General features: G+C 27.2%; 25 protein-coding genes and 1 pseudogene. 9 read left to right on the forward strand and 17 right to left on the reverse strand.

Going from position 1 to position 26,429, the window contains the following annotated elements; all coding sequences use genetic code 11:
- Positions 1-77 precede the first annotated feature (77 nt).
- The 3 genes from psyc5s11_RS15325 to psyc5s11_RS15335 all read right to left on the reverse strand — a co-directional run bounded on the left by psyc5s11_RS15325 (position 78) and on the right by psyc5s11_RS15335 (position 2,511).
- Positions 78-425 (reverse strand): nucleotide pyrophosphohydrolase, encoded by a 348-nt coding sequence (locus psyc5s11_RS15325; protein WP_224033377.1) that lies wholly within the window; start codon positions 423-425, stop codon positions 78-80.
- Between the two features lie 11 nt (positions 426-436).
- Positions 437-1,414 (reverse strand): hypothetical protein, encoded by a 978-nt coding sequence (locus psyc5s11_RS15330; protein ID WP_224033378.1) that lies wholly within the window; start codon positions 1,412-1,414, stop codon positions 437-439.
- Between the two features lie 95 nt (positions 1,415-1,509).
- Positions 1,510-2,511 carry an HNH endonuclease gene (locus tag psyc5s11_RS15335; protein WP_224033379.1) on the reverse strand — a complete coding sequence of 334 codons (1,002 nt, stop codon included), beginning with the start codon at positions 2,509-2,511 and terminating at the stop codon, positions 1,510-1,512.
- Positions 2,512-2,734: 223 nt separating this feature from the next.
- Here psyc5s11_RS15335 and psyc5s11_RS15340 point away from each other — a divergent pair, with 223 nt between their 5' ends.
- Positions 2,735-4,390, forward strand: coding sequence for a recombinase family protein (locus psyc5s11_RS15340; RefSeq protein WP_224033380.1), 1,656 nt, complete (start codon positions 2,735-2,737; stop codon positions 4,388-4,390).
- Here psyc5s11_RS15340 and psyc5s11_RS15345 read toward each other — a convergent pair.
- A complete protein-coding gene (locus psyc5s11_RS15345; RefSeq protein ID WP_311196368.1) occupies positions 4,387-4,995 on the reverse strand; it encodes a GspE/PulE family protein in 609 nt (202 codons plus the stop codon). The genes psyc5s11_RS15340 and psyc5s11_RS15345 overlap by 4 nt on opposite strands.
- Before the next feature lie 417 nt (positions 4,996-5,412).
- Between psyc5s11_RS15345 and psyc5s11_RS15350 the strand changes: the two genes are divergently transcribed.
- A complete protein-coding gene (locus tag psyc5s11_RS15350) occupies positions 5,413-5,781 on the forward strand; it encodes an HsmA family protein (RefSeq protein ID WP_224033381.1) in 369 nt (122 codons plus the stop codon).
- A 110-nt stretch (positions 5,782-5,891) separates the two neighbouring features.
- Positions 5,892-6,005 carry an ImmA/IrrE family metallo-endopeptidase gene (locus psyc5s11_RS28220; protein WP_375542011.1) on the forward strand — a complete coding sequence of 38 codons (114 nt, stop codon included), beginning with the start codon at positions 5,892-5,894 and terminating at the stop codon, positions 6,003-6,005.
- Positions 6,006-6,684: 679 nt separating this feature from the next.
- Here the strand turns inward: psyc5s11_RS28220 and psyc5s11_RS15360 are convergent.
- From psyc5s11_RS15360 to psyc5s11_RS15370, 3 genes are all read right to left on the reverse strand, one after another.
- Complete coding sequence (locus psyc5s11_RS15360) at positions 6,685-7,437, reverse strand: hypothetical protein (RefSeq protein ID WP_224033382.1); 753 nt, start codon at positions 7,435-7,437, stop codon at positions 6,685-6,687.
- Positions 7,438-7,494: 57 nt separating this feature from the next.
- Positions 7,495-8,649 carry an RES domain-containing protein gene (locus tag psyc5s11_RS15365; protein ID WP_224033383.1) on the reverse strand — a complete coding sequence of 385 codons (1,155 nt, stop codon included), beginning with the start codon at positions 8,647-8,649 and terminating at the stop codon, positions 7,495-7,497.
- Positions 8,650-9,303: 654 nt separating this feature from the next.
- Complete coding sequence (locus psyc5s11_RS15370; RefSeq protein ID WP_224033384.1) at positions 9,304-9,723, reverse strand: GNAT family N-acetyltransferase; 420 nt, start codon at positions 9,721-9,723, stop codon at positions 9,304-9,306.
- Between the two features lie 266 nt (positions 9,724-9,989).
- On the opposite strand from psyc5s11_RS15370, the pseudogene psyc5s11_RS28225 reads away from it, so the two are divergent.
- Positions 9,990-10,638: pseudogene (locus psyc5s11_RS28225) on the forward strand (recombinase family protein); the annotation flags it as partial.
- Between the two features lie 361 nt (positions 10,639-10,999).
- Here the strand turns inward: psyc5s11_RS28225 and psyc5s11_RS15380 are convergent.
- On the reverse strand, positions 11,000-11,182 hold the full coding sequence (locus psyc5s11_RS15380; RefSeq protein ID WP_224033385.1) for a hypothetical protein: 183 nt from the start codon (positions 11,180-11,182) through the stop codon (positions 11,000-11,002).
- A gap of 698 nt (positions 11,183-11,880) precedes the next feature.
- On the opposite strand from psyc5s11_RS15380, the gene psyc5s11_RS15385 reads away from it, so the two are divergent.
- Both psyc5s11_RS15385 and psyc5s11_RS15390 read left to right on the forward strand, forming a co-directional pair.
- Positions 11,881-12,249, forward strand: coding sequence for an HsmA family protein (locus psyc5s11_RS15385; protein ID WP_224033386.1), 369 nt, complete (start codon positions 11,881-11,883; stop codon positions 12,247-12,249).
- Between the two features lie 92 nt (positions 12,250-12,341).
- Positions 12,342-12,902 carry a DUF6143 family protein gene (locus tag psyc5s11_RS15390; RefSeq protein WP_224033387.1) on the forward strand — a complete coding sequence of 187 codons (561 nt, stop codon included), beginning with the start codon at positions 12,342-12,344 and terminating at the stop codon, positions 12,900-12,902.
- Positions 12,903-13,225: 323 nt separating this feature from the next.
- On the opposite strand, the gene psyc5s11_RS15395 is transcribed toward psyc5s11_RS15390, so the two are convergent.
- The 4 genes from psyc5s11_RS15395 to dapF all read right to left on the reverse strand — a co-directional run bounded on the left by psyc5s11_RS15395 (position 13,226) and on the right by dapF (position 18,303).
- On the reverse strand, positions 13,226-13,771 hold the full coding sequence (locus psyc5s11_RS15395; protein WP_224033388.1) for a rubrerythrin family protein: 546 nt from the start codon (positions 13,769-13,771) through the stop codon (positions 13,226-13,228).
- Positions 13,772-14,048: 277 nt separating this feature from the next.
- Positions 14,049-15,827, reverse strand: a complete 1,779-nt coding sequence (locus psyc5s11_RS15400) for an HD domain-containing phosphohydrolase (RefSeq protein ID WP_224033389.1) — start codon at positions 15,825-15,827, stop codon at positions 14,049-14,051.
- Between the two features lie 576 nt (positions 15,828-16,403).
- Positions 16,404-17,411 carry a hypothetical protein gene (locus psyc5s11_RS15405; RefSeq protein ID WP_224033390.1) on the reverse strand — a complete coding sequence of 336 codons (1,008 nt, stop codon included), beginning with the start codon at positions 17,409-17,411 and terminating at the stop codon, positions 16,404-16,406.
- A 64-nt stretch (positions 17,412-17,475) separates the two neighbouring features.
- On the reverse strand, positions 17,476-18,303 hold the full coding sequence (dapF, locus tag psyc5s11_RS15410; protein WP_224033391.1) for a diaminopimelate epimerase: 828 nt from the start codon (positions 18,301-18,303) through the stop codon (positions 17,476-17,478).
- Between the two features lie 146 nt (positions 18,304-18,449).
- Between dapF and psyc5s11_RS15415 the strand changes: the two genes are divergently transcribed.
- Positions 18,450-20,195, forward strand: coding sequence for an Rqc2 family fibronectin-binding protein (locus psyc5s11_RS15415; protein ID WP_224033392.1), 1,746 nt, complete (start codon positions 18,450-18,452; stop codon positions 20,193-20,195).
- A 112-nt stretch (positions 20,196-20,307) separates the two neighbouring features.
- On the opposite strand, the gene psyc5s11_RS15420 is transcribed toward psyc5s11_RS15415, so the two are convergent.
- The 3 genes from psyc5s11_RS15420 to psyc5s11_RS15430 form a co-directional block, all read right to left on the reverse strand.
- On the reverse strand, positions 20,308-21,468 hold the full coding sequence (locus psyc5s11_RS15420; RefSeq protein WP_224033393.1) for a THUMP domain-containing class I SAM-dependent RNA methyltransferase: 1,161 nt from the start codon (positions 21,466-21,468) through the stop codon (positions 20,308-20,310).
- A gap of 39 nt (positions 21,469-21,507) precedes the next feature.
- The gene (gene pyrR / locus psyc5s11_RS15425) at positions 21,508-22,056 is read right to left on the reverse strand and encodes a bifunctional pyr operon transcriptional regulator/uracil phosphoribosyltransferase PyrR (protein ID WP_224033394.1); all 549 of its coding nucleotides are present in this window, start codon (positions 22,054-22,056) and stop codon (positions 21,508-21,510) included.
- Between the two features lie 138 nt (positions 22,057-22,194).
- On the reverse strand, positions 22,195-23,112 hold the full coding sequence (locus tag psyc5s11_RS15430; protein WP_224033395.1) for an RluA family pseudouridine synthase: 918 nt from the start codon (positions 23,110-23,112) through the stop codon (positions 22,195-22,197).
- Positions 23,113-23,423: 311 nt separating this feature from the next.
- On the opposite strand from psyc5s11_RS15430, the gene psyc5s11_RS15435 reads away from it, so the two are divergent.
- Positions 23,424-24,197, forward strand: coding sequence for a flagellar motor protein (locus psyc5s11_RS15435; protein ID WP_224033396.1), 774 nt, complete (start codon positions 23,424-23,426; stop codon positions 24,195-24,197).
- Between the two features lie 14 nt (positions 24,198-24,211).
- Positions 24,212-24,949: an OmpA family protein gene (locus tag psyc5s11_RS15440; protein WP_224033397.1), complete on the forward strand. Its 738-nt coding sequence runs from the start codon at positions 24,212-24,214 to the stop codon at positions 24,947-24,949.
- 51 nt (positions 24,950-25,000) lie between these two features.
- On the opposite strand, the gene psyc5s11_RS15445 is transcribed toward psyc5s11_RS15440, so the two are convergent.
- Both psyc5s11_RS15445 and psyc5s11_RS15450 read right to left on the reverse strand, forming a co-directional pair.
- Positions 25,001-25,651: a DivIVA domain-containing protein gene (locus tag psyc5s11_RS15445; RefSeq protein ID WP_224033398.1), complete on the reverse strand. Its 651-nt coding sequence runs from the start codon at positions 25,649-25,651 to the stop codon at positions 25,001-25,003.
- Positions 25,652-25,664: 13 nt separating this feature from the next.
- Positions 25,665-26,429 (reverse strand): YlmH family RNA-binding protein, encoded by a 765-nt coding sequence (locus psyc5s11_RS15450; RefSeq protein WP_224033399.1) that lies wholly within the window; start codon positions 26,427-26,429, stop codon positions 25,665-25,667.

Below are 26,429 nucleotides of genomic sequence, written 5' to 3' on the forward strand. Positions count from 1 at the left end.
TCACCCCAATTACTTCTCAATTAACAAAATATAAACTTAAGCTTATCTATTAATTTAATACTTATCTAAAATATTTCTTACAGTTGATCATATTTCTTATTGTTACCCTTTGCCTTTTCAATTGGGTATTTTTGAGCATTCTTATCTAACTTTTTATTAAGTGCTTCTTGTAAATCAATATTATTTTTCTGAGCAAACCTTAAAACAAAGAAAAGAACATCTGCTAATTCCTCTTCAACTGCAGGTCTCATTTTTTCAAAATCTTCATCCATCTGTTTTTCAGTTTTAAATCTAAAAATATCTAATAATTCATTGGCCTCAGTTGAAATACCTATAGCTAAATCTTTAGGATTATGAAATTCATCCCATTCTCTTTCTTCGCAAAACATTTTAACTTTATTTTGTAAAAGTTTTATATTATCCATTCTTTTCTCCCTTATTTTCTTAAAAATTTATCATTATGAGCAGTAAAATATTTTTCTGTATTTTCATTCCAATAAGAACATTTACTATTTTCAAAACTGCTTATACAATTATCAATATCTTTTGTAAATACTTTTTCCTCATTACGCATAATAATACCTTGCTCTACAAGTAAATAGCCATGTTCATATAAATCATCACATCCCAATTTACACATTGGCATAACAATGTTTTTAACATCTAATCTTTCCTCCAAAGTACATTTAGACCTTTGTTTTATGTGAGCTGTAACTAACAATTCTATTGGTAATTCTTTACCACATATTCCACATTTGCAAATTTTCTTACCTTTAAATAGATATTTTCTTAAAAATGACTGCTCTTTTCTACTTGTTCCTGTACTTTTATTATCAAGACTTTCTTTGCTGATTAGCTTTTCTATTTCAGATTTATATTCATCATAGTTAATTGCTTCTCCATAAACATCACTATCTATCTCAAAGTATTCCATTAGTTTTTGACTTTTCTCTTGGTTCAGCACACCAAATCCTTGAATTATATTTTTTGACTTATATCCGACCACTTTATTAAATTCCTCATAAGAAATATCAATTCTAGCAAGTTCATCTATAAAATAAATATATTCCCATGTCTGTCCCTTATTATTTGTCCCCCATAGATAACCAGCTAATTGCTTGTTATGAACTTTATATGTTGTGACCGCTGAGGCAAAAATTTTCTTATCAGCTGAGAATAGTGTAACATCACCTTGTTTTATTTTGTTCCATTTGTTTACGTTAACTTGCTTTTCCCCTGGAGTCACTCCCCATATATAAATCTTTTCATCTGGATAAATTGATTTTAGCTTTTGAATATCATTCTTATCTAAATACTTTTTTAATTTTCCTAATTCTACATAACTATTTATTGTTTCTTCAAAATGGGTTTTCGCATCTTTATTTCCTGTCGGTTGTAAAATTACACTATTCATTGTTACTCTCCTTTAAGTCATTTTTACTAAAGTGCATCTTATGTTAATTTAATTATTCTCCATATCTATGATAACTGTACAAGATTCCAAAAGATTTATTTTTGATAATAAGTTAGTAATTTTTCTTTTGCCAAATTTATATTGCATTTATTAAGTCTATTAATTCTCTCATCATAGAGTCTTTCAATTAATGGCTTTATCTCTTCATACTTTCCATGATGAAGCTTTTTATGACAACATACACATAAAGAGACAACGTTAGCTTCAATATCAATACTGCAATCAAATTTTTCTTGATATTCCATTGGAATTAGATGATGTGCTTCTACATAGTTTTGGGATGTAAACTTAGAAATAAAATGCTTATGATCTTTATCAACTTCACATTGATATTTCACATCAACAATTGCTGTCTTTGATATCCTTGGATTCCTTCTGTAATAACTAGCATCACTTCCATTTGATTTCTTTGGCTTTTCCTTTGGTTCATCAGTTACTGTTATTGAGTCAGGTACCTCCTCCAATTCTACTTCGTTTTGAAACTTCATCTCTTTATCAATAAGTAATTCATTCAAAAGACTATCTAATTTATCATCAATATTTACTAGAAAAACTGGAGTATTATTTTTAATTTCCATAATGTTTTTTTTATTACTTTCAATTGTTATATCACTTAAGTACTTTTTATTTATTTTAAGAAATGTTTTAACATCAACAAATAAATTATTCTTATCTTCAGCGGTTCCAACTTTATAAGAATAATAACTTGGAATGTAATTAATCAAATCACTATTTTGTTTTACTTCTCCTTTATCGTAGACATTTAACATTTTACCAACATATAATTCTTTTTCACCTTTCTTATCCGCTAAAAAAAATGCATAGGTATTAATACCATCATTTATTTGTTGTTTAATCCTGTTTCTATTTTTTTCAGCTAGTCCACTTATTTTCTTGTCCGAGTCTTGCCCCCAAATAAGTCTATTATTTAATTCGCATAAATTTCTATGTTCTGTAATTGTATCTGTTTTCTTCTCATTTACCATTATTGAAGTTATATTAGGAAACTTAAGTACTAAATGCAATATATTCTTCATATTTCTTCTCTCCCTCTCAATATTTTCAATTTAATAGTTAATTATATCATATTATTACAATAATTTATAATTTATATTTTGCATAATATAACTACAAATTATATTCTGCCAATTCAAATAAACATAAATTTTTACAAACATACATTCGTATTTTATTCTAAATTTATGCTATAATATTACCAATAAATATAGGTAAAAGTATTATATTCTTAGGAGTGATTATATGAAAGTTGCTATTTACTCAAGAAAATCTAAACTCACAGGCAAAGGTGATAGCATTGGAAATCAAATTCAAATGTGTAAAGACTACATAGAAAATCTAAATAAAAATAAAGAAATTGAATACGCTATTTATGAAGATGAAGGTTTCAGTGGTAAAAATACTAATAGACCTGAATTTCAAAAATTATTAAATGATATAAAAAAAGAAAAGTTTGATATATTAATATGCTATAGGTTGGATCGTATATCTCGTAACGTAGCTGATTTCTCCAATACTCTTGATGAATTACAATCCTATGGAGTTGACTTTGTAAGTATTAGAGAGCAATTTGACACAACTAGTCCAATGGGAAGAGCAATGATATATATAGCTAGTGTATTTGCTCAATTAGAGCGTGAAACAATTGCAGAACGTGTTAGAGATAATATGATAGAGCTTGCAAAGAATGGTCAATGGTTAGGAGGTCCTCCTCCACTTGGATATTCTAGAAAAAGAGAATCTTGTTTTGATGATAATGGAAATGAAAAAGCTATCTCATTTTTAGTTCAAGAACCTGACGAAATAAATTTAGTAAAAATAATTTTTGAAACATACTTAAAGCAAGGATCTATACATCAAACTGAAAAATATCTAATGAAAAATAATATAGTACCCTCGTCTGGAAAGTATTTTGCTTTAACCACTATACATAAGGTTTTGAAAAATCCTCTTTACGTTAAAAGTTCGGATGATGTTCTAAAATATCTTGCAGATGATGATATTAATGTTTATGGTACTCCTGATGGAATTCATGGAATTTTACAATATAACAGAACTTCCACAAGCATTAGAGATGGTAAGAAATCAAATCCTTACAAAGATAAATCTGAATGGATTGCGTCCGTAAGTAAAAGATGTATAGGCTTTATAGAACCTGATACATGGTTAGAAGTTCAAAAGCAACTTAAGACGAACAAATTCTTGGCTCCTAACAGTGGAAAAACTAATAATGCAATACTTACTGGCAAACTAGTATGCAGCTCTTGTGAAAGTACTATGGGTATAGTACAAGGGCATAGAGATAAAGATACTGGATTAAAGAAAATTTATTATAAATGCAACTTAAAAAGACGTAGCAGTGGAACACTTTGTAGTAGCAAAAACTTAATTGGAGAAAAATTAGAAGACTGTGTATTGGATAGTTTAATTGAAATGGCTAAAAATAAGAAAACTTTTCTTGATAGAATCCGCAAGGTACGAACTGAAAGTAATAAAGTTAAAGAAGATAAAATTAAAAAATCTAATATAGAAAAACAGATCTTAACTAAGACTAAACAATTAAATGGCCTAATTGAAAAATTAGCTATAGCTGATGACCTAATGGATATTTTTATTAATAAAATAAGAACTCTAAAAATTGAGATTGCTGAATTAGAAAAAGATATAAAATCTATAAACACAAATATAGAAAATAGTTCTACTGAAGATTATGATGTTAATTTTATAAGTGCTCTATTAGATAAATGTATAAACATCAAAAATGAACCTGTTGAAAATCAAAGAAGGATTATTAATTACTTAATTGAAAAAATAGATTATAATAATGATACTGAAGTATTGACTATACACCCTATCGGCTCAGGTGAAAGTAAAAAAAAACTCTTCAGAGTTTCTTAAAATGGGTTTATGATGATCCCCTTTTGTTGCACTTTCATACACGAACCAGTTGGTCCATTTACCAAAACCAAACCATTATTTAATGATATTATTTTTCTAATAAGTTTTATCTGTTCCTGTGAAAAGCCCAAGTCCTCAAGTTTATAATCAAAATTATCGCAATATAATATTCTTATGACTAGTTTCTCACCATATACTAAGGGGATAGATGATACTCTTAAATCGTACTTCAAGCCATTATATTCAACAATTATTTTGCCATCTTGAGGCCTTCTCTTCTCTGTTATATCCATATTTGCTTTAAGTTTTATTTTTGATGCAAGACTTATATATTCACTTAAGTCTATTTTATGAACCAAAACTAAAGTTCCATTTATTCTATACCGTACATACACACAATTCTTTTGTGGCTCTAAGTGAATATCACTAGCCTTATCCTTTATTGCATTAAATATTAAAACATCTTCTAAGCTTTTGTCTTCCATTCCAAAAATTATGTTCTTTAAAGTTTCATAATTTTTTTCTTCTATTTCTTTTATAATTATATTTTTGTTATATATAAATCTTAAATATTCTAAAGCTTCTTCATTTACCTCATATGTCAAAACTACAACTTCGTCTAGTTTTTCTTTTATTGGAATAACTTTATATTTTTCACATATTTCTTTCTTTAGATTCTTTGCAGTTTTTAAATCAACATCTTTAATTTCATATTCTCTAATTTCAATCCCACCTTATCGTGTTCTAAATTTTTAAATATCCTTTAACTTAATATGACTAAATTCTAGACTTAAATCATAATTACTATTCACATTTTTTAAATATTTTCTTTTAATTGAAAATTAGAGTGCGCTATATATTATCGTTGCCATTCATTTTACATAGTGGCAGTAAGTACACAGCCATCCATATTTTATATGGTTATGTATTGTAATTAATTATTTTTTATGATTAAATTAATTATCAATCAATAGTCTTTATAACATTTTTTATATAGATTTTACATATTAGGAGGACTTATTATGTTAAGATATGCAATTATATCTATTACGTCATCACTTTTATTTTATACGATTGGTGTATGGAGTGGAAAAAAGCAAGGTGAATTAAAAAATTGGCATCTATTTGTATTTTACTTAGGATTAGCATTTGATATTTTAGGAACGGTATTTATGAGTAAACTTACTAAAGGTGGTTTTCAATTTAATTTTCATGGTCTAATAGGTTTATTATCAATAATTCTAATGCTTTTAAATGTAGTTTTTGCAACTATAATTTTAATTAGGAATGATAAAAAACTTAAATCTATTTTTCATAAATTTAGTATTACTGTATGGTTTATTTGGTTAATATCTTTTATTTCAGGTGCATTTTTGAGTATGTCACACTAAAATATAATACTTCATCTCCTCATGGATTAGCAGGATTATTAATATAACTATAATCACTCAACCTTTAGGTAATATATGGGATATGTAAAAATACATAAAAAAACAAATTCATTTTTATTAATTCAGCTTTATCTGAATTTGAAAAATGCCTTGTTTTGACACATGAAATTGGACATGTTGTTTTGCATCCAAAATCCTCATGCTTTTTTATAAATGAAAAATAATTATATAAGTAACATTAAGTCTGAATATGAAGCTAATAGTTTTGTTGCGGAATTTCTAATTGATGACGTAGCCATAGATAATGTGTTTTTTAATGTGTTTTCGTTTGGGCAGTTGGCTAGTAGTTATTATGTTCCGGTGTAGATTATGAAATTTAATAATAATTGATGTTAACTTATTAATTTATCAAGTCACGGTTGTTTTATTAGGACTAAAAATAGAAAAAAGAATACTTAAAATTTCATTTGTTTATTTCAAGTATTCCTTTTATTTTATAATATACATTTATTTTTGCATTTAATTTAACAGTTATTTAAACTCTTTTCTAAAAACATCGAAACACTCATTAATTTATTACAATTCTTCTATATACTCTTTTGTGATATTGGTGCTGTCTAATAAATAATATTTTATTTCCTGATTAACGATCCAAAAGTTATCGATTATTTTTTTAAATATCCTTTTAGGAAACTATTCCAGGTGCTATTATTGTTTGTCCTGTAGATCCAAGAAACAGAATGCTCCACCAATTAATTATGCCATTATATTATTCCTTATCAAGTATTTTATACTTTTCTATTTCATCCTTATCTCTATCATATAAATTTGTAGGAGAAATATATGCATAAATAAAATAATCTTCATTAGTATGCTTCTCAAATAAATGCCTTGTATTACGTTCTACTTTATTTTATATTTCGTAATCCCTTTATTATTTAATGACTTTTTTATACTTCTATTATAATATTTTTTTAGCCATTTATATTTTTTTATTACATTCTTATCTGAACTATTATTAATAGTTTCTACGATTAATTTTCTTAGTACATCAAGTATTTTATAATAGTATTCAAGTTCATCAAGTTCTCCATACTGAAGTAGAAAATTAGTGTAATAATATCCATCCTTATCTTCATCTATAATTTTTAGCAGATATTCTAATTCTTGCTCTGGTGAATTTGCACTAATATGATGTTCTATTCCATATTTAATTAAATCTTCAGTAAATATTATTCTAGGATAAATTGCGTATTTTGATTCTAACTTATATGCTTTTAACATTGCAGGACCAAATATTATATTTTGTTTATGATACAATTCTCCTAATGCAATCCCACCTCTTACTATTATACCTTCTACTGCAAGTTCTAATTGAATATGTATTATATCAATAAGAATATAATATACACAACTTTGCACGTCTGCTAGGTAAGAAATGACTATAGAATCAGAAAATACTGTTACTTCTCTTCCTATATCAGCTAAACTAATGGTCTCTTTGTAATTATCTGATTCTACATTTTTTATGTAATTCATAACCCTAAATATCTTTTTTTTATTTTTTTCCTCTTCTGTTGCTTTAATGTGCTCTTTAAATCCAAGTATATCCATAAATACAACTATTCTTTTCTCATAATCTTTAGCATTTTCCATATAGTTCTCCCCACATATAAAATTATCTCCATTTATATTATATCGATTTTAATTATTTCAGTTTCTTATATTTCCTAATTCCTTATCTATCAATCTATTAACTATCTCCATAAAGCCAGAGCTAGAATAATGAGCTGTTGCTTTTTCCCCATAAGCATACTTAACGCCTTTTTTTATTTTAATTTCTTTTACATAATTTCCATCAATTAATCCATTACTCTTATCATTTATTCTGCTAAAATCAATATTATAATCTTCTGAAAATAAATCTATTCCCATGCAATGAACAGAATCCGTTATAGTTATTAACTCACTTAATCTTCTACAATATCCTTTATCTGAGCCTGTTTCCTTAGTTGGTATAACAATATTTTTATATAAATTACTATTTCTTCTTGAATATGTAGCAGTTTTAGTTGAATAGTACTGTATTCCATCAATATCTCCTTGAAGTCTTACCCATTGAGTGATCATTTGTGAAATTATATACTCCTCTCTAAATGGAGCTTTTCTATCTTTTACCTTTACAGAGCATGCCATGATTATTGGTAAACATTTTATATAACTTTTCAAAACATTCCTGTAATTGGATTCTATAAGTTTTTCTTCAAAATGTGTTCTAGCATAATAATTTGTACCTTTATTTACCTCACATGGCAAAATAGCAAAATTCAGTATTTTTACTTTTTCATCTAATCTAACCATTGAAACTGTAAAATTATTTGGCACCGGCCTGTCTAACTCTTCCCAACAAGTATATGGTGTTAACCCCAAGTAAAGGCACGGGAAACCTGCAATACTATATCTTTGATTGCTTATTAGTTTTCTTTTCTCATAAGGTATATGAAACATTTCTTCTCTTTTTAATTCTTTTTCACTCAATCTTGCTCTATAAAAGTTTTTATTAGTTAATTTATAGTATTGGCTTACATTTTTAAGTTCTGATTTAACTGAATCCATACCCTTAGCCAATTTAGCAAATGCTTTATGAGGAAGACCATTATAATATTCTGCTAAAGAATCTTTAATACTATTGCTTAAAAATATAACTTTGTTTAAAATACGCTTTTTATCCTTATCAGTTAGAGTACCAATAATCTCTATATAAGTATCCAAATTTATTGATATAAACTTTTTAAAATTATCTTCTGTCTCATTAACTAACGGAAATTCAAAAAACTCTTTTGACAATATGTTTGATAAATCACTCATTATTATCTTCCTCTAATCAATATTTTAACTAATTTACTTTAATCTCTTTCCCATTTTTTCTTCTTCACATTATAACATGTTTTGCCAAATTAATTCTATAAAATAACAAAAATACCACAAATTCATTTCTGAATAATGTGATATTTCAATTTGCTATTTATTTTTACAGATATATGAATTAAGAATATTTCATTTAGTATTCATTTATTTGAAGCAATATTATGAACTGTATTGATGAAATCATATAAAATCAGCTTCTATTTTTAGATAAACTAATATTTATTTGTTTTTTCTAGAATCAAAAAAACGTACGATTACATAAAAAACAATAGTTATAACTACAATTATTATTACATACGGAAACCCCTCTGAGGAGTTATTTATAAAAATAGTAAATACTGATTGCTTCATTGCTCTTACTGTTCCAAAAAATGTAGTAAATAATAGCATGAATGAACCTATAAGACATAAACAATATAAACCTTTCGTTCTTTCTTTTTGTTTAATTCTTCCTCTTCTTTACACTTTTGCTTACGAATATTCATTTCTTCTCCTTAATATGTAATACTGATCTATTCAGTTAACAAAATACCACAAATTCATTTGTGTAATAATATAGTATTCTAATTATTTGTATATCATGCTTTTTTACTTCTATTCTATAAAACCTTTTATCTGCATTTTTTCTGTATTTAGAAATAATGCCATTCCTGTTTTCATTTTTCTAAAATTCAATTTTTCATAAAATTTTTCTTTTCCAGGTGAAGCATATAATATAACATTACATGTAGGAACACATTTTAAAATGTTATCAACAATTGTTGCACCTATCTTTTTACCTTGATATTCAGGTAATACTGCTACATCATAGATTGCTGCTTGGTACACTCCATCGGAAATAGCACGAAAACCTATTAAATTATCATTGTCAAAAGCAAATACAACAGTATGGCTATTCTCAAATGCTTTCTTATGTACTTCTCCTTCAAAATAACTCATTCCTACTTTTTTTAATATCATCGATACATAATTCCAATCTATATCAAGGCAATTGTATTGTATTTTTAAATTCATCGATTTCTCTCCTTTTCAAATCCATTTTTCTATTTAAATGTTTAGCTTATACCAATACATTTTCTATAAATATTAATATACACCCTCCTCTGAGGTAAGAGTCAATTTATTTTACACTTTTGCTACTTAATCTTTGGATGCTATATTCTTTTTAATTTACTTTTTAAAACAAATTAAAGAACATGCATTCGCATTTCATTCCAGATTTATGCTATAATAATACCAATAAATATAAATAACAGTATTATATTCTTAGGAGTGATTATATGAAAATTGCTATTTACTCAAGAAAATCTAAACTCACAGGTAAAGGTGATAGCATAGTAAATCAGATTCAATTGTGTAAAGACTACATAGAAAACCTAAATAAAAATAAAGAAATTTAATACTCTATTTATGAAGATGAAGGCTTTAGTGGTAAAAATACTAATAGACCTGAATTTCAGAATTTATTAAATGATATAAAGAAGGAAAAATTCGATATATTAATATGCTATAGGTTGGATCGTATATCAAGAAATGTTGCTGACTTCTCCTCTACTCTTGATGAATTACAATCCTACGGAGTTGACTTTGTAAGTATTAGAGAACAATTTGATACAACCATTCCAATGTGACGTGCTATGATTTATATTGCCTCTGCATTTGCTCAATTAGAGCGTGAGACAATAGCAGAACGTGTTAGAGATAATATGGATAGAGCTTGCAAAGAATTGTCAATGGTTGGGCGGTTCTCCTTCACTTGGTTATTCAAGAAAAAGAGAATCTTGTTTTGATGAGAATGGAAATGAAAAAGCTATCTCATTTTTAGTTAAAGAACTTGAAGAAGTAAACTTAGTAAAAATAATTTTTTCTACATACTTAAAGCAAGGATCTATACATCAAACCGAAAAATATCTAATTAAAAATAATATAGTACCCCCCTTCTGGAAAGTTTTTTGCTTTAACAACTATACATAAATTTAATTACAAAAATAAAAGTCAAAATTATATCTAAACCCTCAGCCCTTGATTTTTACTATAAATATTTAACTATTTTCCTATTTTTATAGGTTTCTTTTAAAATACTTTTATAGAAATACATATACATCTAAACATATATTTCTATAAATAAAGTTTCCTAGGAATATATATAAATATTTTAATTTTTTCCTATTTAACTATAAACACTTTTTGCTTAATGTATTGTGCTCTGCATTTGAAACCATGTTAGCCTGAATAAAACGCTTGTAGTTATCTGTCATTGATTTATAAATCATAATGTGAAGTATTACAATTATATTTTTTCCCCTGTAATTGCTATAATTTCTGCTTTATTTAAAAATCCAATGCTTTTAGTTGCGTTTTGAAAACAATATCCTGATACTGCACCTGTTGTACTGCTTATTGTTATCTTATAGTCTTCACAATTAAAATCAATTATCACACTATTACTAAGATATATTTTAATTAAATACATTGCTTAACTTCCTTCATCAAGTATTAATATTAAGCTTCCTAACTTCAATTTTATATCTTAAGAGCTTCTTCTAATATTCTATTTCTTATATCATATAATTGTGTGCTTAAATGTTCAAAACATCTCATTTTTATGCTCTTTTCACACTAAATAGTTTTGATAAATAAAATAAGTTCTCTTATTATATTTATTAATGCAACTTTATCTGAATTTAGTTAAATCTATTACAATAAAAATCTACATCAATATCATCACTGAATAATGTGGTATTATAACTTAGTTATTTCTTTTTTAATTCTATAAGAATATTAAGGGTTACACAAACTAATAATAGTATTATTCACTATATATTTTTCACAAAAAATCATATAGATACCCACAACTGAAATTTACTTATGCTTGGTATTATATTCAATATTTACTATACTTAGGAGCATATCCAAACAAAGAAATTGGATACATATTTGTGAAGTAGGCATTGAAAATAAGGTGCTGAAGCTTCTTAATGGAAGGTTGTTCCATTACAGTTTGTCCAAATTTTACATTTGGAGCAAACTATAATGGGTGCAACCTCCCATTTAGAATGCTTCCAGCGAAATTTTTACAGTCCTACGGAATAAATTATGTATTCAATTTCGGCGGCTGTAGGCATAAGTATGAGTTCCACTGTGTTTATCTATATGTTAGGAGGTATTATTATGTTGATTTATGCAATTATCTTTATTACATCAGCACTTATATTTTATACTATTGGTGTATGGAGTGAAAAAAATCAAGAAGAATTAAAAAGATGGCATCTATTAATGTTTTACTTAGGGTTAATATTTGACACTTTAGGCACAACAATTATGGGCAAAATTGCCAAAGGTGGTTTTCAATTTAATTTCCATGGCATAACAGGTTTATTGGCAATAATTTTAATGCTTTTACATGCACTTTGGGCAACATTCGTTTTAATTAAAAATGATAAAAAAACTAAAGCTAATTTTCACAAATTTAGTATTATTGTATGGATGATTTGGTTAATACCTTTTATTTCAGGTGCAATTTTAGGCATGTCAAACTAGAATTGAACATTTCAACATTTACTGAATATTATATGTGGAAAGACAAGTTGTATTAAGGTCTATAATAAAATAATTCTTAGGAGCTGTGATTTATGTTACAGAAAAACAGTAATTATATCGTAGACAGAAAATATATCAAACCACAAGAGGTAGTTAGTATTCCGGTTCCTTTATTTAAATCAATGGAAGGAAAATACTTTGTAGGTCAAACAGAAACTTTATTGGTAGACAATGGATTAAATGCTTGGGCTGGTTTAGTAAACCCGTGTAATTCAGGTGTTAATTTATATGCAAATGTATTTACTATTTCAAATTTCTCAGATGACTATTTAACTGCTGAAATATGGCTCAATACTAGTTTTCCTGAAAAAGGGAGTGTATCCCATAAGATTTCTCCAACCAATACTGCTTTAAAGTCACTTCCAAAAAATAAGGTAAATATTCGATTTGTAAAATCCACCACTTTAGTTCCTCAAAATGGAGTTAATGTATATGAAAGGATAGTACCACCTAATACAACCTTAGTAGGTGAAGAAGATGGAAAATTTATAGAGTCTCCTGGTGGGAGCTATGTGGTAGTTATAAAATCATCAAGTCCTAAACCTCATAAGGCAATAGTTGCATTTGGCTGGTGGGAAAAATCGAGATGCTAAAAAGATATCTTATTAAATATTCTAGCTATGGAGAATGGTAGCTTAAAATTTAAAACAACAAGACGTAAAAGTACTTCAATATAATTTATTAAAAAAGTGTATCCTTTATTTACAACTTGGGAAGGAATTGTCTTTTCCCAAGTTTAATCTTAAATCACATATCAAAATAAATTCCCACTCATGACCATTAGAGATAAATTCAAAATTCTACAAAACAACTTAACCCTTGATTTTTCTTATAAATATTTAACTATTTTTCTATTTTCATGTATTTCTTTTAAAATATTTTTATAGAAACATATATACCTTTAAACATATGTTTCTTATAATTCCGGATTACATTTAGGCATGAAATAAGCTTTTGGGAAACCACAACAAGGGCAGCTATTAGGTGCTGTCTTCCCTTCATGTATGTATCCGCAATTCATACATACCCAATTAATTGGCTGTTCTGATGAGAATATACCATTTTTAAATCTCTTAAATAGATCCTTATATATTGCTTCATGAGATTCTTCTGCTTCACTTAATTCTTTATAAAAACTGGCTATTTCATCTAAACCTTCTGCTCTCGCAGTTTTTTCATATTCCTTGTAAAGTTCAGCAACACTATCTTCTCTATCTACACTAAAGCTTAAGTTATCTTCAGTTCCTTTTATTTTGCATAAGAATTTTTTATAAGCTACTCTTGCATGAGCTAATTCATTATCTGCAATTTTTTTAAAAATATCGGCTATCCACATATAACCTTGATTCTTAGCCATTTCAGCGAACATTATATAAATGTTATTAGTTCTAGATTCAACCGCAAAAGTTTTATAGAGATTTTTTTCAGTTTCTGTATCCTTTAAATCCTTAATATTTAACACTCCTATAAATTACTATAATTTATATTATGCTATATAGCCCTTACTAATGAATTAAATTTCAAACTAAATATTTTTTTGATTTTATTAATCAAGCAAAATAGTAAATATATATTCATATTTCAAGTTCCATATGTGTACCAGATGCGCAATTAAAATTGCAACATGTATATCTAAATTAAAAAATTCTCCACAATACATAACTGAATAATGTGGTATTGTAATTGGTATATGGAGTCGAAAAAACAAGGTGCACTAAAAAAGTGGCACCTTGTTATAACTAACCTATTTGTTTATTTTTGCTATTTAATACCTTTTCTACAAACACTTTTACTAGTTCTAAATCAAACTGAATACCTGCATTTCTTTGTAATTCTTCTATTGCAAAAGCTTCTGATAAAGGCTTACGATAACTTCTTTCACTCGTCATAGCATCATATGCATCTGCTATAGCTATAATTCTTGATTCAATTGGTATATCCGTTCCTTTTAACCCTTTAGGATATCCATTTCCATTCCACATTTCATGATGTAAAAGTATATATTCTGCAATTTCTGACAGTTCATTTACTGTACTTAGTATTCTATACCCTATTTCAGGATGACGCTTAATTTCTTTAAATTCATCATCTGTAAGTTTACCAGGTTTATTTAAAATATTTTCTTCTATAGCTATCTTCCCTATATCATGTAACAATCCTGCAGTCTTAAGCTCATAAATTTTTCTTTCAGTTAATTCAAGGCTTTCCCCCATACTTTTGCATAATTCTGAAACTCTAACTGAATGTTGTTCTTCTCTTTTATTTTTTTCATTAAGAGTATTAATTATAGTATTAACTGTTTTTCCTCTCATGCATGAACTTTCAAAAAGTTTTCTCTTGTACATATAGTCTTCAGCTTTTCTAAATACTTCCTGATTATCTTCTTCCTCTAACTTTTTAGTTTCGTAACCAAAGGATATTGATATGTCTATATTCTGTATTTTTTCTTTTTGTGCTAATTTATTTATATTCTTAATAATTTTCTCTGTTTTATCAGCATCTGTATTTGGTAATAAAATAATAAATTCATCACCTGATAGTCTAGCAACAATATCTTCAGCTCGACATCCTTTTTTTATTATTTGTGCTACTTTCCTAATAAGTTCATCTCCTACAGCATGACCAAAAGAATCATTAATTAGCTTTAATCCATTTACATCACCTAAAACAACAGTTAACGGAAGGTTTTCTTTTACAGCTATCCTCTTTAACTCTTCTTCATAAAATCTTCTGTTTTTCAACCCTGTCAGTTCATCATTATAACTTAAATATTCTAAACTATTCTCTAATTCTTTCTGCATCGTGATATCCCTTAATATAGCTAAAATTTGATTTATTCCATTTTTAACCATTCTAATTTCATAATATCCTAATATACCTTTATTAATCAATTCATACTCAAAACTATGTAAATTGCCACTTTCAAAAACTAATTTCAAGTTTTCATAAGCTAGTTCTTCTACTTCCTTAGGCATAACTTCAGCTATGGTTTTACCAATAAAACATTCCTTTGGCATTATAAGTATACTCTTATCGTTATCTTCACAGTCTATAAAAACGCCTTCAGAGTTAATGATAAATAATGCATCTGGTATTGCTTGAATAATTGCTCTACTTTTTTCTTCACTTTTACTCAATTGTTTTTCATCTTCATATATCTGCTTATATTGAGCTCTTAACTCTTCTTCATGTGCAGCTAATTGCTGTGCATATGCTTCAAGTTCCTTATAACTATCTTTAAGTTGTTTTTCTGTATGAGAAATTTTTTTCAAAAAGTTATTTATTAATAAATAGAGAATACTTGAAGTTACAATAATATATATTAAGCCTTTATATGTATTAACTATTAGCAAAATATTTTTTTTATCAAAAAGTAAATTTGCAATTCTATCCGAAAAGTAGACCCAACTAAACCCACATATTAAATATACCAAACATATTTTGATACTTTCATACTTAAATTTATTATTGCTATTCTCTAATAGTGATTGATATTTTTCTTTAATTGACCTTAACATAATTATTCCCCAATCATAATTGTATTTTATTTGTTTTTTAAATTATAACAATTAAATACATTCAACATTCTAATAATAACTATTCGACTTAATTTTTCAAATTATCTTAATATTATACTTTATTTATAAATATTTCACAACTATTCCTTTCACCGAAGTATTTAATTAACATATAATATATTTATATTTTAATTAAACTTAATAATAAGTTTAATTCCTTTAGACACATCCAAAATACATCGCATCTTTGACTTATTCCTTTCTTTCACGCGCTTTATGCTAAACATTTTCTTACGCCAAACTATATCTTATAATATATTGTAGCAAAAATAAAAATAGAGGATAATCTATTGCATAAGATTATCCCCTATTCGAATTAACTATAAATTAGTACTTTACCTGCATTCTATTTTATTATATAGAAACTTGAATTTAGAATCATAATTATACTATATATCCCTAACTAGAAATAAGGGGGCTTGCTTTTGCGGAGTTGTTACATCAAAATCTTTAGTAACCGCAGCAAATGCATGACCCTTATTTCGGTGGGATATCTCCTAAAGTACAGTTTGTATATTAACTTCTATAATCTAAAAATACATAATCTACTGAGTCTTTAGATACAGCACTTATGCTTCCATCTTGAGTATATGTGTAAATTTGTTCTTCATTAGCATTTACATTATTAGATCCTACAAATAAAATATTTCCATTTTCATCTATTGTTAGTCCCTTTTCAGTTTTAACAATAGCAGGAAAATCAAAAACTAATCTTTTGGCTTTATTATTTTTTAATTCATACACTGAACTGACATTATTAGAAATTTTTCCAGTAAAATATATTTTTTCATTATTAATAATAATATCTGAAAGTTCTTCTATATTATCTGTTAAAAGCTTAACATCCTTTGTTTTCTTATCTATCATGAGTAGCTTTTTATTGTTTTCTAATGTTAACTGTACAAACACCACATTGTTTATAGTTCCCTTTATAAATGCTAAATATCCTTCTTTAATTTTATAAAGTAACTCTTCTTTATTTTCTTTTATATTATATGTGAATAATCCATTCACCCCGTCATTACTGACTCCATAATACACCAAAGTATTAACATCATACCAATCATATAAAGTTCCCGATATTGAAACATTAGATTTCATTTCTATTTCCTTATTTAAAGCAGCATCAAATATTTTTAGCTTAAGACCATTATCTTCTATAAAATATGATATAAATCCTGCATCTTTAGATAATTTAAGATCACTATAATCTATATCCTTTATATTAAATTTATTTCCGTTACTCACTACATAAGGCTTACCCTCTTTTGTAGCTATATAACTCGAACTATTTTTATCATAAGCTAATACAATATTGTTACTTTTTATTTGTTCATATTTTCCATTGTCATAATTGTATAACTTATAAGCTCCTTCTTCACTTTTTAATACAGCTCCTGAATTCAATGTTATCTCCTCTGCTACATTAGGTAGTTTTTCCTTTTTAGGTGAACATCCTAATATAAACAGAGGAAGCACAATGAAAGCTAAAATACTTAAGCACTTTCTTTTTAATACTTTCATTTCTCTCCCTCTTCTTCACTAATTTACATACCCTCAAGGAGTACCTAGTACTAAAAGTTTAACTTTACAAAGAAGTCTTACCTTCAAAAGATACTTCTGCAGGTCCTTTCATATATACATCTTCCCCTAAAACCTCTATGATTAATTCACCACCTGGTGCCAAAACAAAAATTTCTTTGTTTTTATCTACAAGTCCTAATTTTTTAGCTACAACAACAGCTGCTGAACATCCAGTTCCACAAGCTAGCGTAAAACCTGCACCTCTCTCCCAGGTATTAACTCTTATATGCGTTTCATCAATTACCTTTACAAAATTGACATTACTTCCTTCTTTAAATAACTCAAGTTTTTCTATTTTAGAACCTTCTTCTACTACATTGTATTCTCTATCTTTTTCAAAAATAATTGTATGAGGTACTCCCATGAGTACTGTAGTAATATTATAAGTATTGTTATTTACCTTAATTTCCTGCTGTATAAGACTTTCTATATTATTTAAAGGTATATCACCACCATCATAAGATGGATTTCCCATATATACTCTTACATATTTAACTTTATTGCTTTCTAATATTATTTCAATTTCCTTAATTCCATCGCCAGTTTCAACTGAAAATTTATTTCCACTTGTTATTTTATGTTCATAAACATACTTTCCAAAACATCTTATAGCATTTCCACACATATTAGCTCTTGAACCATCTGCATTTATTATAACCATCTTAGCATTAGCTGCTTCTGATTTCCTCACAATAACTAAACCATCAGCTCCAATCCCAAAATGTCTATCACAAAGTTTCTTAGCTAGTTCACATTCATCTTTAATATTATAATTAAAATCTTCAATAAATACAAAATCATTTCCCGCACCTTGCATTTTATAAAAATCCATTTAAATTCCTCCCAACACGTAGTTTATTATTTTTTATTTAGTTACATGATTATATGCTTCTATTTTTTCATTTTGCTAATAATTGATAATTATATAAGTATAATGTTATACTACTCTTAGTTACACTAAGAAAGGATGACAAAAAAATGGCATTAGATGGTATCTACTTACATAGTTTAGTCAATGATTTACAAAAATCAATATTAAATTGCAGGATAGATAAAATAAATCAACCTGAAAAAGATGAAATTATTTTAACTATGCGAAAAGACCGTAGCAACATAAAACTTTTAATTTCTGCATCTCCTAGGTTTGCTAGAATTCATTTAACTTCTTCAGCTAAACCAAATCCTATAAAAGCTCCTATGTATTTAATGGTTCTTAGAAAATACATATTAGGAGGTAGGATTACAAGCATTACCCAAAAAGATGGTGATAGAATTTTAATAATAGAAATTGAAAATAGAGATGAACTAGGTTTTGATAGTGTATATTCCCTTATTGTTGAAATCATGTCCCGTCACTCTAATATAACTTTAGTTAGAAATAGAGACAATAAAGTCATGGAATCAATAAAACACATTACACCTGATATAAATAGTTTTAGAGTATTATACCCTGGAGTGAATTATGTTTATCCTCCATCATCTACTAAATTAAATCCTTATTATACTACTTATGAAGAATTAAATTCCTTTATAAGCAAAAATTCTATTATTTTTGATGCTAGTTTTTATTCCAATTGTTTTACAGGAATAAGTAAATTATTATCTAGCGATTTATATTATAACATTATTAAGTGTAATAATTCACCTACAAGACAAGAAATTTATGAAAATTTTAAGAAATTTACGGATAATTTACATAAAAATCTATCTTATACCATATATACAAACAAATTTGGCATGTTAAAGGACTTTTATTCATTAAAACTCACTTCTTTAGAAGAAGATTTTTTATTCCTTCCATATAATGATCCTCACACTTTATTGGATGCTTTTTATGAAAAGAAAGATAAACAAGACAGACTTCAAAATAAATCTACTGATTTACAAAAGCTTATTCATACAAACATTGAAAGATGTAATAAAAAATCAAAAATACTTAATGAAACTCTAAAAGACTGCGCTGAAAAAGATTCTTCAAGAATAAAAGGAGATCTTCTAACTTCTTATATCTATAGTATAAAGAAGGGAGAGAGTGAATGTACTTTATTAAATTTTTATAATGAAAATGAAGAAGAATATGTTAGCATAGCTTTGGATAAAACCAAAACTCCTGCTGAAAATGTTCAGCGTTATTACAAAAAATATAATAAACTCAAGGTCTCAGAAGAATATGCTAACGTTCAGATCGAAAAAAACATTGAAGAAACAGATTATTTAAATTCTGTTCTCACTAATATAATAAATGCTGAAAGTTATGACGAAATTGATGAAATAAAAAATGAATTGATTGAAACTAAATATATAAAATTTAGAAAAAATAATAAATCATCTAAAAAAGCAAAAACTTCTAAACCTCATCATTTTGTTTCCAGTGATGGAATTGATATCTATGTTGGAAAAAACAACTTGCAAAATGATTATTTAAGTTTAAAATTTGCAAACAAAAATCATCTTTGGTTACATGCAAAAGATATTCCAGGTTCACATGTTATTGTATGTTCTTTTGATGTTCCAGAGAAAACCCTTGAAGAAGCTGCAATAATTGCTGGCTTTTACAGTAAAGGAAAAAATTCTTCCAAATTGCCTATAGATTATACAAAAGTAAAAGAATTGAAAAAAATAAATGGATCAAAACCTGGTATGGTTATTTATCATGCTAATAAATCTTTAATAATAGACCCAAATGATTTTAATAATCTATATGCGGCACAATCAAAAAAATAATAAATCCATGTGCCTAAAGATTAATTTCATTTAGAAATAGGGTATCAACTTTAGTTTTTTCAAACTAAAGTTGATACCCTATTTTCTGATAAATATCTTTTTCTTCACATGATTAATCCATTAATTCATTTATTAATGTGTCTCCAAAATTCTTAATCTTATCATTATCAAAATATTGATAATAATGACACAGTATTTTACCATTATATAATTTTCTGTTTTTAGTTGACTTTACTCCAAATACTTTTTCAAAATTCTCAAGTGAAGTTAATACATTGAAATCCCAACTTTCTAACTTTGTCTTTACCTTCCCCATATGTCTATAAAGAATATCTAATATTTCTTCTTCTCCAAGTCTTTCTCCATATGGAGGATTAGAAATTATAAATCCATGTTTTCTAGAAGTAGAAAAATCAAAGAAATCTCTTTTTTGAAATTCTATATATTTCTTTACTCCAGCCCTTTCAGCATTTGACATAGCAAATTTAATAACATTATAATCTATATCATATCCTATTATTTTTAAATCTTTATCTTTTTGAGATTTTTTAGCGCCTTCTCTAACAGAATTGAAATCATCTTCATTCATAGATGGCCATGTTTCACATATAAAACTTCTATTTACTCCTGGTGCAATGTTTTGAGCTATCATAGCAGCTTCAATTAATATTGTTCCTGATCCACAAAATGGATCTATGAGTTCAAAATCATCTCTCCATCTTGAAAGTAAAACCATTGATGCAGCTAATGTTTCTTTTATAGGCGCAATTCCAGAAAGCACTCTATAACCTCGCTTATGCAATCCTGGACCTGTTGTATCTATTGTTAGTGTAACTATATCTTTTAAAATTGCCACTTCTATTTTATAAACAGGACCACTTTCACTAAATTGCTCTATTTTATAGCTTTCACTCATACTAGTGATAACAGCTTTTTTAACTATAGATTGACAATCTGGAACGCTATGAAGTGTTGATTTAATACTTTTCCCAACAACATGCATAACCCCATCTTTCGGGATTAGTTTGCTCCAATCTACTTTTTTTGTTCCTTGGAATAGTTCTTCAAAAGATTTCGCTTCAAATTCAGCCATTTTTATAAGAACTCTATCTGCAGTTCTTAAATGAATATTAGCTATAGCTATATCCATTTCATCGCCTTCAAAAGTTACCTTTCCATTTTCAATTTTTAAATTTTCATATCCAAGTGTTCTTAATTCTTTTGCTGTTATACTCTCTATTCCAAATGTACTTGTTGCAATTAAATCATACATAATTTTATATTCTCCTTTGTTCAAATTCACTCTTTTATTTTACTCAGTATCATTTGAATCATATATTTTAACACAATCTTCTCCATCAGTTTCTTTTAAATAAACTTCTATAGCTTCACTTTTTGAAGTAGGAATATTCTTTCCTACATAATCAGCTCTAATAGGTAATTCCTTGTGACCTCTATCTATAAGAACTGCTAATTGAATAACTGTAGGTCTATTTACATCTATAATAGCATCTATTGCAGCTCTAACTGTTCTACCAGTGTATAAAACATCATCTATTATAACTATTTTCTTGTCTTTTATTTCAAGTCCCAAATCTATATTTCTAATTTCTAAATTTTCCTTTGAAATATCTAAATCATCTCTATATAAAGTTATATCTACAGAACCAACTGGAACTTCTTTCCCTTCAATTCCTTTAATATAATTTGCAATTCTCTTTGCAAGTGGATATCCTCTAGTTTTAATTCCAAGCAAAACTAAATCCTCTACCCCTTTATTTCTTTCTATTATTTCATGAGAAACTCTTATTAATGTTCTATCTATAGCCTTCTCATCCAATAGAACTGCTTTCAATTTCATGTTATCCCTCCGCTTTTAAACTAAGTATTCCTTAATTATAGATAAACAAATTCTAAGTATAAGTCTAGATTTCAATTTGGATATCTATATATTCTTATAAAATCACATATATTATACTACAACAATCTATTAATCTAATCATCTAATCTCATTTCTTAATTTATCTATCAAACCAATAAAATACTCTGGTAATTCTGTAGTGAATTCAACATATTTATTTTCTGTTGGATGAATAAATCCTAAAGTCTTAGCATGTAACACTTGCCCTTTTAACTTAAATCTTTGTTTTTTAAAGCCATAAAGAGGATCTCCAACTAATGGGAAACCAATTGATGCCATATGAACTCTTATTTGGTGTGTCCTACCAGTTTCTAATATACATTTTATTAAGGTATAACCATTATATCTTTCAATAACTTCATAATGTGTTACAGCTCTCTTTCCATCATCTACAATTCCCATCTTTAATCTATCTCTTTTATTTCTTGCAAGTGGTTTATCAATAGTACCCTTCTCGTTTTTAAGTCTTCCTTCAATTAAGGCATAATATTCCCTTTTCATAGAGTGATCTTTCAATTGTTCTGAAAGTTTGTTGTGAGATTCGTCATTTTTAGCAACGACTAAAATGCCAGATGTATCCTTATCAATTCTATGAACTATTCCAGGTCTTATAACCCCATTTATACTAGATAAATCTTTGCAATGAAAAAGTAAAGCATTAACTAATGTTCCATTATAGTTACCTGGTGCAGGATGTACAACCATCCCTTGGACTTTATTAACAACTATTAAATCTTTATCTTCATATAATATGTGTAAAGGTATTTCTTCTGCATCTACCTTTAATACTTCTGGTTCTTTAAATATTACTTCAATTTCATCAAAAGCCTTTAATTTATAATTGCTTTTAGGAACTTTACCATTAACCTTAATACTATCCTTTTCAATAAGTCCTTGAATAAAAGATCTTGATTTATCAACAAAAACTTCAGACAAATATTTATCAATTCTTGTTCCCTGATCCTTTTCATCAACTGTAAAAATATTTTTATCCATAAATCAATGTCTCCTTCTTTAAAACGTGTTATTTCAACATTATAAGGCATATGAAATGAAATGACAAGTTAATGATACTCTGTAAATTTTTCATCAGACAATTAAAAGTATGCTTAATAGTGATGATAATCAATAAGAAAAAGCAATATATTTAACCCTTAACCATCATATATAACGGTTTTACAATTTTTTTTTAATATGTTATCATTATTTTATATTTGTATATAATTTGTTATTGTCTATTAAGTTTACATAATTGACAGCGTAAACTATTAATTTTAATTAAGACATATATGGGGGGAGCATTATTTATGGACATTTTGTCACTTTTAGGTCTAGTAGTAGCCTTTGGATCTATAATAGTAGGTTATTTATTAGCACATGGTCAAATACTTGCACTACTAAAATTAACTTCTGGAATAATAGTTATAGGAGGAACACTTGGCGCAACTGCAGTTTCTTTTCCTTCAAAAACATTAAAAAAGATGCCGAAAGTAATAGCACTAGCCTTTAAAAAGAAAGAGTTTGATTTACAACAACATATCATATATTTCAAAGATGTTTCACTTAAAACTAGAAGAGATGGGCTTTTAAGTCTAGAATCGGAATTGACTGGTGCAGATTTAGATCCGTTTATAAAAAAAGGACTACAAATGGTTGTTGATGGTATAGAACCAGCATCTGTTAAAAGTATTTTAAATACTAAATTGGAACAACTTGCCTCAAGACATGATGATTGTATTGAGATGTTTTCAGCAGCTGGTGGCTATGCACCTACTATGGGTATTGTAGGAACTGTAACAAGTTTAGTTATTGTACTAGCTAATTTAGCTGATCCATCTGCAATGGGTGGAGAAATTGCTTCTGCCTTTGTAGCAACATTATACGGACTTGGTACTGCAAATCTCTTTTGGCTTCCTATTGCTAGTAAATTAAAAGAAATTAATAAGGCCGAAATTATTGAAAAAGAAATGATTATTGAAGCTGTCCTTCTCATTCAAGAAGGAGTTAATCCAAATACTTTAGTAAGTAAGCTTGTTGGTTACTTAACTGATGAACAAGCCAAATTATTAGAAGATAATTAAAAGAGGTATATATAATGAAGAGAATAAAAAAAGAAAAAGATAATTCTGAGAGATGGATGCTTTCTTACTTAGATTTTATAACCTTACTTATGATTTTCTTTCTAATGATGTATGCAATGTCTACTGTCGATAGTAGCAAAGCTACAGCTCTTGCAAAGTCATTAAAAGTAGGGTTTAATTCTGGGAATGGAGAAAATATTATAGCAGTATCTGATGATACCAATGCTCCCCCTAAAGTAGTGGATCAAGAAACATTAGATGCTTTAGCTGAAACCGAAAAACTAGAGGATATTAAAAAGAAAGTAGATGAACTTGTAAATAATTCAGAATTGAAAGGAAGTGTTACTACAACAATTCAAGAAAGAGGACTATTAATAAGCTTTAATGATAGTGTATTTTTTAATAGTGGTGAAGCTAATATTAAAACTGACTGGCAAGGTAAATTAAAGTCTATATCAAAAGTTTTAAATGGACTCGATAATTACATACGTGTTGAGGGGCATACGGATAACGTTGCAATTAACACAGATTACTTTCCTTCCAATTGGCAACTTTCATCAGTAAGAGCGGCAAATGTAGTTCAATTTTTAATTACTCAAGGAAGTGTTCGTGCAGACAGATTATCATCTGTAGGATATGGAGAATATCGACCAATTAAAAGTAATGCTACTGATGCTGGAAAATCGTCAAATAGACGAGTTGATATAGTAATATTAAATACTAAACTTAATAATTCAGAAACTCCACAATAATTAAATGTAATAAAAAAACCACTTAAAACTTAAGTGGTTTTTTAATATGGTTTATTCACCTTGAACAAAAAAACTTTTTATTTCATTCAATTCATCATTTAATAAATTGCTTTCTTGTAATTTTTGAGTCTTTTCTTCGTCTTCTTCTTTCTCATCTATTGCATCTACTGCAATATGTATTTCTTTTTCTATTATTTCCTCTTGAACTGCATCATCATCATCAATTGGATCTGAAACATTGTAATTTTTAACAAAGTCTTTTTCTAAATCATCAAATGTTTCTATTTGTGTATTCATAAAGTTTCTATATTTTGCTCTAAATTTAATAAATTCTTGTTTAACTTTTTCATGTTCGTCATTTATTTGTATAACATCATTATGAGCTTTATCTGTAAGTTTTTGTGCAGTTTCATTTGCATTTTTCACCATTAATTCTGCTTCTTTTTGAGCAGAATTTTTTGCTTGTTCTGCCGCATTTTGTGCTAATATCAAAGTGTTTTGTATAGTAGTTTCAATTTTTGAATAATGCTCTACTTTTTCGTTTAAATTGGCAAGTTTCTCTTTTAAGTTTCCATTTTCTTTATAAAGTTCTTCATAATTATCTACTACTTCATCTAAAAATTCGTCAACTTCATCGGCATTGTATCCTCGTAGTCCTTTTTTAAATTCCTTATTGTTTATATCCATTGGAGTTAATTTCATACCTTCACCTCAACTATGTATATTTTTTAATTATCATTTTTATTCTTCCACTTTTGCTATTCCCAATAGAATCACCTAAAATAAATTTTCCAAAACCTCTTATGGTAATTCTTTCTTCACCTTTAAGTTCATAACTTTTATCTTTTATCTTAACGTAATTTATAAGAACCTTGCCTTGTTCTATCATTTCTGTGGCATTTGATCTAGATACATTTATAATTCTAGAAACAACTCCATCAATTCTTAAAGAAGAAACTAAAATAATTTCTTCTTTAAAATTAACTTTAGGAATAAGTTCAAAATTATCAATTACTTCTGCCTTGCAAATAACTTTAGAAATTTTATCTATGTTATATATAATAAAATTTTCTATTTCTTCATATACTGGAACATAACAAGTATTTTTATCCACTAATAAATCACCAATTTTATTTCTCTCGATACCAAGAGATAAGATTCCGCCTAAAAAATCTCTATGGGTAAGGTTTAAAAATTTCGATGTATTTTTAATCTTTATTAATTTCATAGGAAATGGATTTTTATATGCATTATTAAAAGAAACCATCCTTCTTTCAGCATCTTCAAAAATTCCATTAGTTTCAACTTTGAAATCATTGCTACACAAATTTTTTTCAAACCACGACCATATGTTTGGTGTATAAAAATTTTTCCCAAACATAGGCATATCTTTATCTTTAGATATCAAATATCTTTCATAAAGGTTTAAAGCATCAGCTCTATCCTGATCAGTAAAATACCTGTTTATTTTTTCTTTCAT

The organism is Clostridium gelidum, assembly GCF_019977655.1.
Lineage (GTDB): Bacteria > Bacillota > Clostridia > Clostridiales > Clostridiaceae > Clostridium > Clostridium gelidum.

Coding starts and splice junctions, on each gene's coding strand:
- psyc5s11_RS15325 (WP_224033377.1), bottom strand. CDS start 425: ATGGATAATATAAAACTTTTACAAAATAAAGTTAAAATGTTTTGCGAA.
- psyc5s11_RS15330 (WP_224033378.1), bottom strand. CDS start 1,414: ATGAATAGTGTAATTTTACAACCGACAGGAAATAAAGATGCGAAAACC.
- psyc5s11_RS15335 (WP_224033379.1), bottom strand. CDS start 2,511: ATGAAGAATATATTGCATTTAGTACTTAAGTTTCCTAATATAACTTCA.
- psyc5s11_RS15340 (WP_224033380.1), top strand. CDS start 2,735: ATGAAAGTTGCTATTTACTCAAGAAAATCTAAACTCACAGGCAAAGGT.
- psyc5s11_RS15350 (WP_224033381.1), top strand. CDS start 5,413: ATGTTAAGATATGCAATTATATCTATTACGTCATCACTTTTATTTTAT.
- psyc5s11_RS15360 (WP_224033382.1), bottom strand. CDS start 7,437: ATGGAAAATGCTAAAGATTATGAGAAAAGAATAGTTGTATTTATGGAT.
- psyc5s11_RS15365 (WP_224033383.1), bottom strand. CDS start 8,649: ATGAGTGATTTATCAAACATATTGTCAAAAGAGTTTTTTGAATTTCCG.
- psyc5s11_RS15370 (WP_224033384.1), bottom strand. CDS start 9,723: ATGAATTTAAAAATACAATACAATTGCCTTGATATAGATTGGAATTAT.
- psyc5s11_RS15380 (WP_224033385.1), bottom strand. CDS start 11,182: ATGTATTTAATTAAAATATATCTTAGTAATAGTGTGATAATTGATTTT.
- psyc5s11_RS15385 (WP_224033386.1), top strand. CDS start 11,881: ATGTTGATTTATGCAATTATCTTTATTACATCAGCACTTATATTTTAT.
- psyc5s11_RS15390 (WP_224033387.1), top strand. CDS start 12,342: ATGTTACAGAAAAACAGTAATTATATCGTAGACAGAAAATATATCAAA.
- psyc5s11_RS15400 (WP_224033389.1), bottom strand. CDS start 15,827: ATGTTAAGGTCAATTAAAGAAAAATATCAATCACTATTAGAGAATAGC.
- psyc5s11_RS15405 (WP_224033390.1), bottom strand. CDS start 17,411: ATGAAAGTATTAAAAAGAAAGTGCTTAAGTATTTTAGCTTTCATTGTG.
- dapF (WP_224033391.1), bottom strand. CDS start 18,303: ATGGATTTTTATAAAATGCAAGGTGCGGGAAATGATTTTGTATTTATT.
- psyc5s11_RS15415 (WP_224033392.1), top strand. CDS start 18,450: ATGGCATTAGATGGTATCTACTTACATAGTTTAGTCAATGATTTACAA.
- psyc5s11_RS15420 (WP_224033393.1), bottom strand. CDS start 21,468: ATGTATGATTTAATTGCAACAAGTACATTTGGAATAGAGAGTATAACA.
- pyrR (WP_224033394.1), bottom strand. CDS start 22,056: ATGAAATTGAAAGCAGTTCTATTGGATGAGAAGGCTATAGATAGAACA.
- psyc5s11_RS15430 (WP_224033395.1), bottom strand. CDS start 23,112: ATGGATAAAAATATTTTTACAGTTGATGAAAAGGATCAGGGAACAAGA.
- psyc5s11_RS15435 (WP_224033396.1), top strand. CDS start 23,424: ATGGACATTTTGTCACTTTTAGGTCTAGTAGTAGCCTTTGGATCTATA.
- psyc5s11_RS15440 (WP_224033397.1), top strand. CDS start 24,212: ATGAAGAGAATAAAAAAAGAAAAAGATAATTCTGAGAGATGGATGCTT.
- psyc5s11_RS15445 (WP_224033398.1), bottom strand. CDS start 25,651: ATGAAATTAACTCCAATGGATATAAACAATAAGGAATTTAAAAAAGGA.
- psyc5s11_RS15450 (WP_224033399.1), bottom strand. CDS start 26,429: ATGAAAGAAAAAATAAACAGGTATTTTACTGATCAGGATAGAGCTGAT.